At 60.6% G+C, this 13363-nt stretch carries 15 protein-coding genes; 6 read left to right on the forward strand and 9 right to left on the reverse strand.

Going from position 1 to position 13363, the window contains the following annotated elements; genetic code table 11:
- Positions 1-816 precede the first annotated feature (816 nt).
- Complete coding sequence (locus AC1DOX_RS13925) at positions 817-1068, reverse strand: hypothetical protein (RefSeq protein ID WP_477101411.1); 252 nt, start codon at positions 1066-1068, stop codon at positions 817-819.
- A 658-nt stretch (positions 1069-1726) separates the two neighbouring features.
- On the opposite strand from AC1DOX_RS13925, the gene AC1DOX_RS13930 reads away from it, so the two are divergent.
- From AC1DOX_RS13930 to AC1DOX_RS13945, 4 genes are all read left to right on the forward strand, one after another.
- Complete coding sequence (locus AC1DOX_RS13930) at positions 1727-2323, forward strand: short chain dehydrogenase (RefSeq protein WP_441616932.1); 597 nt, start codon at positions 1727-1729, stop codon at positions 2321-2323.
- Between the two features lie 220 nt (positions 2324-2543).
- Entirely contained in the window at positions 2544-2909 is a 366-nt protein-coding gene (locus AC1DOX_RS13935; protein WP_441616934.1) for a tetratricopeptide repeat protein, read from the forward strand.
- Between the two features lie 330 nt (positions 2910-3239).
- Complete coding sequence (locus tag AC1DOX_RS13940; RefSeq protein ID WP_441616936.1) at positions 3240-3548, forward strand: acylphosphatase; 309 nt, start codon at positions 3240-3242, stop codon at positions 3546-3548.
- Positions 3517-3927 carry a DUF2703 domain-containing protein gene (locus AC1DOX_RS13945; protein WP_441617233.1) on the forward strand — a complete coding sequence of 137 codons (411 nt, stop codon included), beginning with the start codon at positions 3517-3519 and terminating at the stop codon, positions 3925-3927. The genes AC1DOX_RS13940 and AC1DOX_RS13945 overlap by 32 nt, the downstream gene beginning before the upstream one ends.
- Here the strand turns inward: AC1DOX_RS13945 and AC1DOX_RS13950 are convergent.
- The 6 genes from AC1DOX_RS13950 to AC1DOX_RS13975 form a co-directional block, all read right to left on the reverse strand.
- Entirely contained in the window at positions 3817-4245 is a 429-nt protein-coding gene (locus tag AC1DOX_RS13950; RefSeq protein ID WP_441616938.1) for a GNAT family N-acetyltransferase, read from the reverse strand. The two genes, AC1DOX_RS13945 and AC1DOX_RS13950, sit on opposite strands and share 111 nt — an antisense overlap.
- A 1096-nt stretch (positions 4246-5341) precedes the next feature.
- Positions 5342-6322: a Bug family tripartite tricarboxylate transporter substrate binding protein gene (locus AC1DOX_RS13955; protein ID WP_441616940.1), complete on the reverse strand. Its 981-nt coding sequence runs from the start codon at positions 6320-6322 to the stop codon at positions 5342-5344.
- A complete protein-coding gene (locus tag AC1DOX_RS13960) occupies positions 6307-7314 on the reverse strand; it encodes a tripartite tricarboxylate transporter substrate binding protein (protein WP_441616942.1) in 1008 nt (335 codons plus the stop codon). The genes AC1DOX_RS13955 and AC1DOX_RS13960 overlap by 16 nt, the downstream gene beginning before the upstream one ends.
- Before the next feature lie 58 nt (positions 7315-7372).
- Positions 7373-8410, reverse strand: coding sequence for a hydroxyacid dehydrogenase (locus tag AC1DOX_RS13965; RefSeq protein ID WP_441617235.1), 1038 nt, complete (start codon positions 8408-8410; stop codon positions 7373-7375).
- Between the two features lie 17 nt (positions 8411-8427).
- On the reverse strand, positions 8428-9105 hold the full coding sequence (locus tag AC1DOX_RS13970; RefSeq protein WP_441616944.1) for an RraA family protein: 678 nt from the start codon (positions 9103-9105) through the stop codon (positions 8428-8430).
- A gap of 58 nt (positions 9106-9163) precedes the next feature.
- The gene (locus tag AC1DOX_RS13975) at positions 9164-10438 is read right to left on the reverse strand and encodes an alpha-hydroxy acid oxidase (protein ID WP_477114038.1); all 1275 of its coding nucleotides are present in this window, start codon (positions 10436-10438) and stop codon (positions 9164-9166) included.
- A gap of 113 nt (positions 10439-10551) precedes the next feature.
- Here AC1DOX_RS13975 and AC1DOX_RS13980 point away from each other — a divergent pair, with 113 nt between their 5' ends.
- Together AC1DOX_RS13980 and AC1DOX_RS13985 are read left to right on the forward strand one after the other, a co-directional pair.
- Complete coding sequence (locus tag AC1DOX_RS13980; protein ID WP_441616946.1) at positions 10552-11454, forward strand: LysR family transcriptional regulator; 903 nt, start codon at positions 10552-10554, stop codon at positions 11452-11454.
- A gap of 330 nt (positions 11455-11784) precedes the next feature.
- On the forward strand, positions 11785-12036 hold the full coding sequence (locus AC1DOX_RS13985) for a hypothetical protein (protein ID WP_441616948.1): 252 nt from the start codon (positions 11785-11787) through the stop codon (positions 12034-12036).
- A 33-nt stretch (positions 12037-12069) separates the two neighbouring features.
- Here AC1DOX_RS13985 and AC1DOX_RS13990 read toward each other — a convergent pair whose 3' ends face one another.
- Together AC1DOX_RS13990 and folE are read right to left on the reverse strand one after the other, a co-directional pair.
- Positions 12070-12513, reverse strand: coding sequence for a BLUF domain-containing protein (locus AC1DOX_RS13990; RefSeq protein ID WP_441616950.1), 444 nt, complete (start codon positions 12511-12513; stop codon positions 12070-12072).
- Positions 12514-12525: 12 nt separating this feature from the next.
- The gene (gene folE, locus AC1DOX_RS13995; RefSeq protein ID WP_441616952.1) at positions 12526-13260 is read right to left on the reverse strand and encodes a GTP cyclohydrolase I; all 735 of its coding nucleotides are present in this window, start codon (positions 13258-13260) and stop codon (positions 12526-12528) included.
- Between the last annotated feature and the right edge of the window lie 103 nt (positions 13261-13363).

The raw sequence follows: 13363 nt of genomic DNA on the forward strand, positions 1-13363 counted from the left end.
GCGGGGATAGTCTTATGAATATCTACCAGTTGCGGTTGGTCTCAACGGTCGACCCTCGATGGCTAGCCGCCGAACATAGGGGGCGCGTAGTTGTCGAAAACAATCAGGTAACGCTGGATGGGGAGCGGCTGGAGATAGTCAGCTTGCAGCTGTCAAGCGGAACGGACGCAGTCACACTTGCCTCTGGTACTTTGCTCGAAGTTTGGCAGCATTCCAATGGGGTGTTTGTCGATGCTAAGGCAGAGGATGTCGACCGTGCTCGAGCAGCGAAGACAGAGAGGGAAGTTGCAGCCCGAGTCGCGCTTCACGAAAGTGAGGAGCGTCTTCGTACTCAAGCGCTTACATTCAATGCGAGTTTGGCGATTCCAGTTCGGTGGGTGCCTGGTATCGTTGCGGATGACTCGAGAAATGGCTCGAAAGTGCCTACCCAGGACGAGCCCAACCGCGATGTTCATGTCCTGTTAAAGCAGGCCATTCGTGATGGGCGGCTGATATGTGTGGCGGGCGATACGCTGTGCAGACGCTTGCGCCAAACCGGTGGTGAGCACCGGTCCGCACGAGGGTTGGACTTGCACCCCCGGGTATCTTGCCCTACGTGTTTGACTGCGGCGAAGCGGTGGCAGAGCGACTAGTAGAAACTTTCCACTTCAGATGCCCAGCGAGAAACTAGTCCACGCGAGGTCACCTCTGTTGCCGGACTTCCGTGCTCAATCGCCGATATTTTGCGTACATGATGGGCCCGCCGAGAGACCGGGGGTCATCAAGTGCGCACGAGGTTGCTGCGTGGTCTGTTTGGCACGAGCTAGGAATGACTGCTCACAACGAGAGATTGTCCGTGCTCATTGGCGGCCTCTCGGCCGCGGGCGGAAACACGCGCCAGCACCCGTCATCGTGCCGAAAGAAAAATAACGCGCGCAAACCGGCCGGTTGCGCGGTCTCGACGCATACGTAGCGATGCCGGCCCGAGAGGGTGCGGCTGAATTCCACTACGTGGACCGACGTCATGGGGCCAGGTGCGAGCCATTTGTCGACCTGAAAACGCAGCGACTGCTCATTTTTGCTTTTCATGTCCCCCTCCATCAATCCCCCCAGTTCTGTCTGCGGCTGCGCTCCAGAGGAACCCAACAATTGTCAGAATCGACCGGAAGGCACGCTGCGCTGCAATGCGTTACTTAATGCACTTTGCATGGCGGCCGAACCTTGAGAGAGCGCTAGGCAGACCATTAGATGCCCGCATGCGGCTTCAGGGCGCTCGTGCTTACGCATTGCAGTATGCTGCGGCCCACAACAGAATCGCGGTAGTAGCAATCGAGAAACGGCCGAAATTTGCAGAAGGTTGACCGCGCTTAGCGGTAGCGGGACTTTCGCCGCCAATTCTTGGCTGGTTTGGGGCTCATGTTCTGTTGGGGGGGGCGTCGATGCACAAGATGTACAGTCAACTGCATATCATGCGTTTGAAAGACGGGCTCCTTTGCCCGCCACAGCCCCAGGCGCCCATGCTGCGCGGTTCGTCGGCGGTGCTGGCGTTGGTGCGGTCGTGTTGCGGGTATCTAAGGGTGACTGCTTGCGTGGATGCAGGCATTCCTTGTCGGCTGGTACCCTAGTGCCCACTCTCCGCGCAGTTGCGGCAAGGCGTATCCTATCCGCGAGGCTAATTCGCCTTGAATAAGGGGCTGCGTACTGAGGGCCGTTCACTACTTCCCATCATGTGTTATCAGGGGGACGTATGCGCGTACTGGTCATTGGAGCCACAGGGCTCCTTGGAAAAGAACTTATGGCGTTATTGTCAGAGGAACACGACGTGGTAGGGGTCAGTCGTAGCTCGCCGGTGGTCTCCGTGGACATCTCCGACAAGCAATCGATTCTGGCGATGTACAAACAAGTGGGCACGGTTGACGCCGTAGCCTGCGTAGGAGGTACTGCGAGATTCGCCCCACTGGACGCCCTGACTGACGATGATTTTGCATTCAGCCTAGCCAACAAGCTGATGGGGCAGGTCAATCTTGTCCGTTGTGGGGTTCCGTACATCACCCAGGGCGGGTCAATCACGCTCACCAGTGGCACCCTCGCGCAGCATCCAGTGCCTGGTGGCGCAGCGGTAAGTACCGTGAACGCCGGTATCGAGGCGTTCGGGCGGGCAGCAGCGCTTGAATTGCAAGGCAAAATTCGCGTGAATGTCGTCAGCCCCGGATGGGTGTGGGAGACGCTGGAAGCAATGGGACGCGACCCCGCCAAAGGCGTCCGGGCGGCGGTGGTCGCACAGGTCTATCAGAAATGCGTTCTCGAAGACATATCTGGGCAGGTGATATCGGTCACGCACTGAATTGCGTTGTCCGCGTTCCGCCCCGCAAAGCGTGGTTGGTGATAAGTCTCCAGCAATCGTCGTCCTGCCCGTGGCGGCCCTCGCGTCGAGGTCCTGGTCGCGCAGCTCGCGTTTTCGCCGACCACGTTCTCTTCATTTGCTCAGGCGTCGAAGCGAAGTCGCAGCGCGAGCTTAGGTTGTAGGTCCGCTGCAAGCACGTCGGGCGTAGACGGCGAAAGCCATGACCATGCCAAAGTTCTCGATAGCACCGCTGGAGCGACGACTCGCCGCTGGCCAGGACTCCGTTCTGCTCAGAGTCACGCTTGCACTGGCGTATCAGCAACAAGGAGAGTTGGCTGCTGCTGTTCCCCATCTGGTCAAAGCCACCGAGTTAGACCCGCACTATTCGGGTGCTTGGCGAGCCCTCGGAGTTCTTTACGTGGACCTCGGCCAAGATGCGAAGGCGCGTGTAGCCTTTCAGAAGGGAATCGAAGCCGCGAAGGACCATGGCGACAAGCAGGCTGAAAAGGAAATGATTGTGCGTCTTCGACGTTTGGACAGGCAACTAGCGGTTGCTGGCGGTCAGTCAGTGGAGAGCAAGACTTAGTTCGTACGCGAGAAAAAGTCTGCCGGTCAGCGCGGGAGCCACTGCAGGGCCGAAATCGAAGGCGGACAGACGCTTGAGGTCACGCCGGTAATTGCGTGTTTTCCAAGAGGATAGGTCCAGGCTACGGACACGCCACTCGATGACTACATGGCGGTGTGTGAGGAGCATTCATTCGTACCGCCCTGCTGCAGCACCAGGCTCATTCGGGGAAGGGTGTTCCTGGACATCTCCAGGAAAAGCCCTGTGGGAAACGATCCGCAAACATGCCATTGCGGCCGGGCCGCTTCACTGAAGCGCGAGGCCGGGGCAGCTAAGTGTGGGAGAACTCTCATGCAAGCAGATGGCACCGACGGGCCGCTTGAGACGCAGCTGGTACGCATCCATGGTCGAGTGCAGGGTATCGGCTATAGAGAGGCGTGCGTACGTCGCGCCGTGGAACTGGGCGTTACAGGATGGGTCCGCAACCGCATGGACGAGTCCGTAGAGACAATGTTGCAGGGGTCGCCAGAGCAGCTTGCCGAAATGTGCGCTTGGTTGAGCGAAGGCATGTCAGCAGCGCTGGTGGAAGGGCTCAAAATTACCGAAGTGAAGCCACCATTTGCGCGCTTTGAATGTTTCGAGCGCTTGCCGACCTTGTGAGGGTCGTAGGGGTGTAACCGAAGCACTTCGTCCTTTGGGCATCGAGCCAACGCTGGAGGTCAACGAAATAGACGAGAAGACCTTTCAGGCGAACCCGTCGGAATCAAACCGCATTTGGATTGCAGGCAAGTCCATGGACGACTGGCTGGAAACGAAAGTTGGGAGTAGTCGTTGCTGTTCCGTCTGCGGCGAATCAGAGTGCCGAACCGTACAGATTGGAGCGAATTCATTCGATACCCTCAATCGATTTGCAAGTTTAGCTTCTCATTCACAAGCGAATCTGCATCAGCATACCGATGTCGCCGTCATCGCGATTGAACTCGCTCGAGCGACGGACAATCGGGGGCAGGGCTGCGAGACAAGTGGGAGTGAACCCTAGGCGCGCGAAGTACTGCGAGGCGGTCTTTGTTTGCAGAACAATTGACTCGACGCCTTGTCGCCGGCCGTCAGCGACAACAGCAGAAATCAGCAGTTCCCCTAACCCCGCTGACCTTGCTCGTTGCGCAACAGCAAGCGCTCGAAGTACGTCTGTCGTATCGCACCGCTCCACACCAGCGCACCCGAGTAGTCCGGCGTTATCGCGGACGATGAAATACTGTGCGATGTGTTTGTGTACTCCCTCGATGGATAGGGAGGAGGCGTTCAAAAGCGCCTCTACCTCGGGCCAATCCTTTTCGGTTGCATGATATGGGCGCATAAGGCACTCCTTCGAGCGTGCGTCCTTTCATGCTACGGTTGCTTGGGCCGTTTCGCCCGTAGGGATTGCTCTTAGGTAGATTTGCTACCTTCTTCGGGGATGTGCGCTGCTTCGCAAAGCAGCAGCTCGTGTGTCAGATGTCTCTGCGATAAGACGTTTTTTCCAATGCTTTAACGGCATTGTGGCTGCTCCGAACCAGAGAACATCTACTTCCAAAGGAGAGTGGCTTCTTGTTGCAGATGCCCAGGCAAAATGTAATCGCCATGCTCAATGGCGAGTGCCTCTAGCTCACTCAGGTTTTCCTCAGACAGTGCAGTCAAGTCGAACCGGCAGTAAAGGTAGCGCTGCCGAAAAGTGCACTTCTCACCGCGAAGTCCTCGGGCGAGAGCCTCCGCAGTTTCCACTGAGATGTGTTCGACGGTCCTGTATTGCACGTCGACGCCGCATTGCTGTCCAAGGCGCCCGAGCTCGAGGGCGTCCTCCCACGCAGTCTCATAGTCCAGGTCGACCGTACCGTCAGTGCGAGTATTGATATGCTCGATAGCGCTGGCTCGGTCGTGCGCGACGTATATGCTCATAGGGGGGCTCCCCGAGGAGTCATGGTGCGAACAATATATCGAGAACCGGTGCTCAAGACAATCGATGCACGGAACGCCTCAGTTTGGTGCCGCGCTTTGCTACTTCCAGGAGCCGTGCACCGGCGTGTCCGGTCAGTCCCATTCGTCTTCGGTGACAGCCTCAACTACGACAACGCTTCAGCCTGCCACTCATGGTGTCGCATCGAGATTCCGTGCTTGGCAGTCCCTATCGCCGAGCCTTACGAATAGCCGCCGTAGACTCCGCAGGGGTCGCAACGACTTGGCCGCAGACGTCGCATAGGGTGACGAGGATGTTCTTCGCAGTCCCTTTGCCGTCACTGAAGGGAACATCCCTGCGAACGAAGGTCGTGCCCACGAGCTTTCCACAATGCGGGCAGATAGCTTTGCTCTTGTCGCCTTGTTTGAAGCTTGTTGCGCTCGGTTGCGGTCCAACTTTATCTCCCGCCGAGTGTAGCGCTCTCTAGTCATTGGTGGTGGGAGTGGCTTACTGTGCTTCCCTAGTCCGCCTTTGCCTCGGAGATACGAACTTGCTCTGCAGCGATAGGCATCTGCTTCTTGACGAAGGCCCAGTACTCATCCACCCCCATCGGCTTGACCAGCAGTGAACCTTGCTCCGAGAACTGCTGTTGCAGCTCGGGGTCTCGCAAAGCCTGGTTCAGCGCTGCGTTCAACTTCTCCTGTGCTGGCCGCGGAGTGTTCGCTGGCGCCACCAGCCCATACCAAGAGTCGGTATAGAACCCTTTCACACCGGCTTCGTCGAATGTTGGCACGTCGGGAAGCGCAGGTAGGCGCTGATGTGCGGCCACGGCAAGCGGACGAACCTTGCCAGAGCGGATGAAAGGTAGCGCTCCCGTCGTGATGATGAAATCGACGCGGCCGGCCATCAGGTCGGTCATTGCAGGGGCGGTGCCTTTGAAGGGGATGTGTGCCACGTCCACGTTGGCGAGCTTCCTGAAGACTGCGCCGGCGAGATGCTGGCTTGAGCCGACTCCACCGGAACCATAGTTCAGTTGACCAGGCTGAGCGCGTGCCTTTGCAACAAGCTCTGCAACCGAACGATACGGTGAGTCCTTGGGAACGAGCATCACGCCTGGCGAGGTGGTAATCAGGCCAATCGGCGAAAAGTCCTTTATCGGGTCGTAGTTGAGCCGGCTATACAGCGCGGAATTGAGCCCGTGAGAGGTCGCGGTGGCGAGCATGATGGTGCTGCCATCGGGCTTCGCGCGGGCGGCGATATCCGAGCCGATGTTGCCGCCTGCCCCAGCACGGTTGTCGATGACGATGGACTGCCCCAGCGTCTTGGACATTTGCGCTGACACCAGACGGGCCACGGCATCCGACGGGCCGCCGGCAGGCCATCCGACGACCATGGTAATCGCACCAGGTGGCAGCGCCGTCTGCGCCGACAGAAGCGTCGAGCTGGCGAGAATCGTGGCGCCAGCTGCAATCCGAAGAAGCCGGCTTACTTTTCCTGCCATGGCATCTCCTTCCACAGTTGACGGAAGCTCGCCTCACCGGGTTCGAGTTCTGCCGCGTACGCAGCAGGGGCGAGGTAGCGCAGCGGTGCAAACATGGCGTCAGCTTGCTGCTTGAACTGCGGGTCCGCGGCAACCTTCGCCATGGCGTCGACAAGCTTCTTCTTTACTGGCTCCGGCAGCCCCTTGGGCGCGGCCAGTCCGCGCAAAGATGCAAGCTCAATGTTGTAGCCCTGCTCGCGGAAGGTTGACACATTCGGCGCAAGTACCGCGCGTGAAACACCCATCTGTCCCAGGAACTTCAACGGCGTGCCGCCCTTCTGGTAGGCCAAGGCCTCGCCCACGTTGATGGCGCCAATCGTAATCTGCTGGCCAGCCAGGGCACCACGGACTTCGCCTGCGCCTTTGTAGCCCACGTGCGTCATCTTTACACCGGACGCCTTTTCAAACAGCAGCATGGCGAGGTGGTCGTCCGAGCCCACACCTGTGGTGCCCACCGTGACCGCGCCGGGGTTTGCCTTGGCGTACTTCACCAGCGTGGCCAAGGAATCGATGTTGCTGGACTGGTTGACAGTGAATGCGCCCGGGTCATCCACCAGGTTGCCGATGAGGTCGTAGCTCTTCCAGGTGAACGTTGTCTTGCGCTCAATCGGAATGGTCAGCAGGTTCGGCGTGTTGATGAAGCCGATGGTGTAGCCGTCCGGGGTAGCACGCGCTAGCTCGGCAAAGCCAATGGCGCCACCCGCGCCAGGCTTGTTCTGGACGACGATGGTTGCGCCAAGCTCCTTCTCGAGATGTCGGGCGAGCAGGCGGGCAACCAGGTCAGTGCCGCCGCCCGGAGCGTACGCGACAATCATCTCGATGGGTCGATTTGGCCACGCTGCAGCTTCGGCCATGGATGCCACTGGCGCCAGAGAGCCCACTACGCCGGCGAGCGCGCAGGCGGAAAGTGAAACGGAAAGACGCCGACGACGGGAGTCGGGATTGTGGTGCATGGTTTTGTCTCCTCACCGGCCCTCATGTGGCTGGCGTATTGTTGTGGAAATTGCTTGGTCAGTTCGCGGCAACGAGCAAAGCAGCTTCCATTCGTTGCCTCGCTCTGGGCCAGACTTCGGGATTCACAAGGCGCTCGGGCTTCTCGCCAGTTGCGAGCAGGTCCACGATTTGCGTGGCGGCCAGCGTAGCGTTCCTGCGACGAGCGTCATGCGTAACTCCCGCTGTGTGGAAGGTGGCGACGACGTTCTCAAGCGTCAAAAGCGGATGGCCTGGCGGCGGAGGTTCCTGGTCCCAAACATCCAAACCGGCACCGGCGAGGTGTCCGCTAGACAACGCCGCATACAGTGCGGCCTCATCGTGAATGCCGCCGCGTGCGGTACTAACGAAGACGCTTCCGGGACGCATTGCTGCGAAGGCTTCGGCATTCATCATGCCCAATGTGCTGGCGTCGCGCGGGCAGTGCAGCGAAGCGATATCGGCAGTGCGCAACAACTCGTCGAACGAGACAAACTCGGCGCCTCGCTTGGCCATCTCTGCACTATCGAGATAGGGGTCATAGCCAATCACGCGCATGCCGAAGGCACGGCCAAGTGCCGCCGCACGGCTTCCCGCATGTCCGACCCCGACCAGACCCAGCGTGCGCCCGCGGAGCTCGTGGCCCATCAGGTCTTCGCGGCTTCCGGTGGTATGCGATTTCATGCGGCGGTCGGATTCGGGGATGCGTCGCATGACCGAAAGCATGAGTCCTACCGCCATCTCGGCAACGGAATCGGCGTTTCCGCCGGCCTGGTTCATTACGGCAACACCCGCTGCTGTACAGGCATCGATATCAATCGTGTCGCAGCCAGACCCGCTTGATGACACTGCGAGGAGATGCGGGCAACGCGCAAGCAGCTCTGCGGTAACGAACCAGTGGCGGGGCAGCTCATCCTTGGCAGCCGTGATTTGGTACACGTGCGCCTGGGACAGGTGTGCCCATGCCTCCTCATCAGCGCCTTCGCGCTGGCAAGTGTGCAGGCTGACGCCGGCTGCTTCGCCAACGATGCGGTTAAAGGCAGGGTCCAGCCAGTAGTCGAAGCGCACGACCTGGCGCATTGCCGGAACGGACTGGCTCACAGTACCCCCTTGTCAGCCAGCGAGCGGTCCACCCACGTACGGTCCGCACGGCCTTGTGCAATCGATTCCAGAATGCCGGCTTCCATTCGCTGTACCTCTTCCACCCGGACCGCAATCGCTTCGGCTTCTTCGGCCGGAACGACCAGCAAGCCATCCCCATCGCCAATAATCAGGTCGCCAGGCCGGACCACCATGCCGTCGATGGAGACCGGTACGTGGAGTTCACCTGGGCCATCCTTATAGGGACCACGGTGCGAGACACCGCGCGCGTAAACAGGCAGGGGCTCCTTGCCAATCGTGTCGCTGTCGCGAATCAAGCCATCGATTACAAAGCCGGCGGCACCTCGCGAGATGGCGAGCGCCAGCATAATCTCGCCGATGATTGCATTGGGTCCCCCGCCACCTGCATCGACCACGATGATGTCACCGGGACCCGAGAGGTCAATGGCCTTGTGGACCATGAGGTTGTCACCAGGACGCGTGCGAACGGTAAGCGCGCGTCCGACCAGGTTGCCGTCGCGGCGGTGGAACGGGCGCAGCTGACTGGTTCCGGTCGTGCGGCTCATCGCGTCGCTGACATTGGCGACCGGGAAATTCCGGTACCGCTCCATCAGCGAGGAACTGACAAGGTGTGCGGGATGCGGATGAATGCGAAAGCCGTGCGGCGAGGTCATTGTCTTGTCTCCTGTGTCGGCCGTAAGGGGCCTGTTGGAATCATTGGATGGTTGCAACTCAATTCAAAGGCGGACGCCGGATGCAATGCGTATCAACGTCCGTCACGCGGGTAATGCCCAGCATGGCCAAGTCGCGAGAAATCTCGGCTTGCATCAAGCTGATGCCGTGTGCGACGCCCTGGCGGGAACCGACCGCCGCCGCATAGGCGAATGGCCGCCCGATGAAGACGCACCGTGCACCCAGTGCGAGCGCCTTGATGACATCGGTGCCGCGACGCACGCCACTGTCGAGCATCACGGGCAGTTGCGGGACGGCGTCGACGACTTCGGGCAGGGCACGCATTGACGCAATGGCGCCATCCAGCTGCCGGCCACCGTGGTTCGAGACGATGATGCCGTCGACGCCGTGCTGATGAGCCAGCCGCGCATCTTCTGCGGTCAGGATGCCCTTGACGACAAGCTGCCCCCGCCAGCGGCGCCGGATGGTGGCCAGGTGGTCCCAGGTGAAATGCGCGCGGTCCGAGAAGTCCCGCTCCACGTTGCGCGAGACGATGGGGGCACCGCGATGGGCGTAGGCATTCTCGAAGTGCGGCACGCCATGGCGCAGCAGGGTTCGGGCGAAGGTACCGAGCAGCCAGCGGGGATGTGTGACGCCTTGCCAGGCAAGGGCAGCGCTTGGCCGTAGCGGCGTGGAAAACCCCGCGCGCACGTTGTTTTCGCGATTGCCCGCGACCGGCGTGTCCACGGTGATGACTAGCGTCTCGACCCGGGCCGCTTCAACGCGTGCCAGCAATCCTTCGATATGGCGCATGTCACCGGGCAGGTAGGCCTGGAACCAGGTCCCAGGCGCGGCTTCCATGACTTCTTCGAGCCGAATCAGCGACGAGCCGCTCATGATGGCCGGTACGGACGCCTGGCAGGCCGCTTGTGCCATGACGACGTCCCCGCGGTACGCGAATAGGGCGGAGATGCCCATCGGGGCCAGACCGAACGGCGCGGCGTATTGACGGCCGAACAGGCTAAAGCTCAGGTCGCGAGTCGAGACACCGACCAGCACGCGTGGTCGCAGTGCGATGTCCTCGAACGACTGTCGGTTTTGAGCCAAGGAGATGTTGTCCTCGACCGCGCCGCTCACGTAGGCATACAGCGGCTTGGGCAAACGCTTGCGAGCCAAAGGCTCGAAGTCTTTCAGCGACAACACTCGCTGCTTGAGCCAAGCTGCCTTTCCACCGTCAAGTGCCCTCGATGCTGCTTCACCCGTCTGCTTGCCGCGGGGTTGAAGTGCAGAGTTCTGTGAGGCGTCGTCGATGGGAGCGGCTGACATGGGAGCGATGGCGATGGGTTGGAGCCAATCTAGCAACCTGTAAGCAACGATAAAAGCGAAAAATAACGAAGATATAATTTCACTTTTTGGAAAATATCGACCATCGACCGATAGGGCACGCCATGACTCTTAAGCAACTTGAGGCTTTCTACTGGGCGGCAACTTGCGTCAACTTCACGGTGGCGGCGGAGCGTGTTCACCTGTCGGTCTCATCGCTCTCCAAACGGATTGCCGAACTAGAAGCGTCGTTGGGCGTGGAGCTGTTCGACCGCAGTGGGCGGAGCGCGGAGTTGACCGCCCAGGGCGAGCAGATGCTGCCGCAGATTCGCGCGATGCTGCACGCCGCCGCAGAGCTGCAGCAATCGGCAGGGCAGCGTCACGGCTTGATTGGACGATGCCGTATCGGCTTGGGAGAGCTTAGTGGCCTGACCTGGCTGCCCAAGCTCGTGCGTGAAGTATCGTCACGCCACCCGGGCCTATTGCTGGAGCCGCATGTCGATATCGGGCAGGTCCTTGAGCAGCGCCTCCATGATGGGGAACTGGACATCGGTGTGCTGGCTGGACCGTCAACTCGGAGCAGCCTGGCGGCCGAGCGCATTGGTCAGGTGGATTTTGCGTGGGCCGCCAGCCAGTCGTTCCTCGATTTGGCTGGCACTGACGACCCGCGGGTACTCATGGGAGAGCAGACCTTGCTGACGCTCCCCGTTGGTGCGGGTGGAACCCGGGTGCTCGACCAATGGCTGGCTCATCGAGAACTCATGGTTGGCCGCCGCTTGATGTGCAATAGCTGGGGAGCTGTGGTCGGTATGCTAGTTGAGGGGCTTGGCTTCGGCTTTGTTCCAAGACTCTGGGCTGATGCGCTTGTTGAGCGAGGGGCGCTTCGAATTTTGCCGGATAGCGACGCGCTCGAGCCTCTTCACTACGCCGTGCAATGGCGTCGTGATGACACTCGGCCATTGATTCTGGCGATGCGCGAAATGGTCCGCGGCGTTATCGACTTCCAGGCTCCGCGCTGCTTTGTCTAGAAAAAAAACGTCGAAGCGACTTTAGACACTACGGGCAGCGAGGCAGGGGGTCCATCGTCGTTCCATGAAATGCACGACGTCCCGGCGATGTCATGGATGTGATGTGATGTGGGGAACCCATGGGGGGAGCCGATGGCCGGCCGCATGATTTGCCCGCCGTGTGTGGGCCACCGGGAAAATCCGCCCCGACGGGGGCGTCGCGTGCCCCAATACATGCGTGCCTGTCAGGGTCAATTATGGTGCGACACGTCCATGCAAAATTAGTGGCATGCTGTGCGCGCGCGCGTGTATCTGCCACGCCCGTTGTCCTATGCCGGACGGAGGTGAACCATGGCACATCGTCAATTCCCTGACTTTCCCGTAAATGAGCGTCAAGACGTGGAGGCCCTGCTGATGCAGGTCGGTCTTACGTCACAGGAGTTCGAGATTTCCGACGTCAATGGCACGTCGTCCCGCCAGGTCATGGTTCGCAGGCAGCGCACGGGCGCGGAAAGCGTCTACGACGCGGGGCCCGGTACCACATGGATCGAGGAGTTCGAGAGCGATCTGGAATGCGGGCTGTTTGGCCAGGTGTCCGCCTAGCGCACCACATTCGCCACGCAGGGCGCCTGTCGGCTAGTGTCGGCCACGTTCCGGGCTGCGCCCGACGATAGACGCCCCCGCGATCAGTTCCTTGAGCAAGGCCAGCGATGCCGCACCCGGCATGCGGTAGGGGTCGAGCTCGCTCTGCGCGGCGTATTTCAGCAGCGTGGCGGCGTTGATCTTGCCGGCATTGACGCGCCCCATCGACCAGCCCGAGAACGCCCGCTCGGCAATCTCCTCGTAGTGCAGCAGCATCACGTCGTGATGCCGCTTGTCCTGGCCGATGTTCAGGAACAGGCGCGACACCGCTTCGCGGCTGCCTTCCAGCGCCTGCAGGTAGACACCGTTGCCGTGGCACAGCACACCCGTGATGCCGTGACGCGGATTCTGTTCCAGGCTGGTGTCCAGGATGGCATCTACCGTGGCCGGATCCAGCGGCGCCCTGGCGCGACTGGCATAAAGCAAGCGAACTAGCATCGGCTTTCCTCGTCAGCGGCGGTTGAGGTTGAGCAGCGTCAGGAATTCGCGGCGGAGCTTGTCGTCCTTGAGGAAGGAGCCCCGCATGACGCTGTTGGTCATCTTGGCATCGGTGTCGCGCACGCCACGCCAGTGCATGCAGAAGTGCTCGGCCTCCATCACGATCGCCAGTCCGTCCGGATTCATTTTCTCCTGCAGCAGGTCGGCGATCTGGGCCACGGCTTCTTCCTGGATCTGCGGCCGGCACATGATCCACTCGGCCATGCGCGCGTACTTCGACAAGCCAATCAGGTTGGAGTGGCGATTCGGCATGACCCCGACCCACAGGCTGCCGATGATCGGGCAGAGATGGTGGGAGCAGGCGCTGCGCACGCGGATCGGGCCCACGATCATCAATTCGTTGAGCTGTTCCACGTTGGGGAATTCGGTCACTTCCGGGGCCTTGGCATAGCGGCCCGCGAAAATTTCCTTGAGATACATCTTGGCCACGCGCCGGGCGGTTTCACGCGTGTTGTGGTCCTGGTCGACGTCGATCACCAGTGTGCGCAGCACGTCTTCCAGCCGTGCCTGGACTTCCGCCTGCAGGTCATCCAGCTCGCCATGCTCGATGAAGCGCGCAATGTTGTCGTTGGCGTGGAAGCGTTCGCCGGCCGCCTCGATACGGGCGCGAATGCGGTCCGATACCGGACTGGTGACGGGCGAATGCGGCGGGTGCGAGCCCTCGCCGGAATGATCCTTGTGTGACATGAGTGGCCGCTGGCGATGGTGAGCGGGCACGGCCGGGCCCGGTGGGGCGCCGGTGCGGTGCGCGGTGCTTCACTATATGGCAGATGGGAGGGCGCTACAACCG

The sequence above is a fragment of the Cupriavidus sp. 01L415 genome (assembly GCF_056400065.1).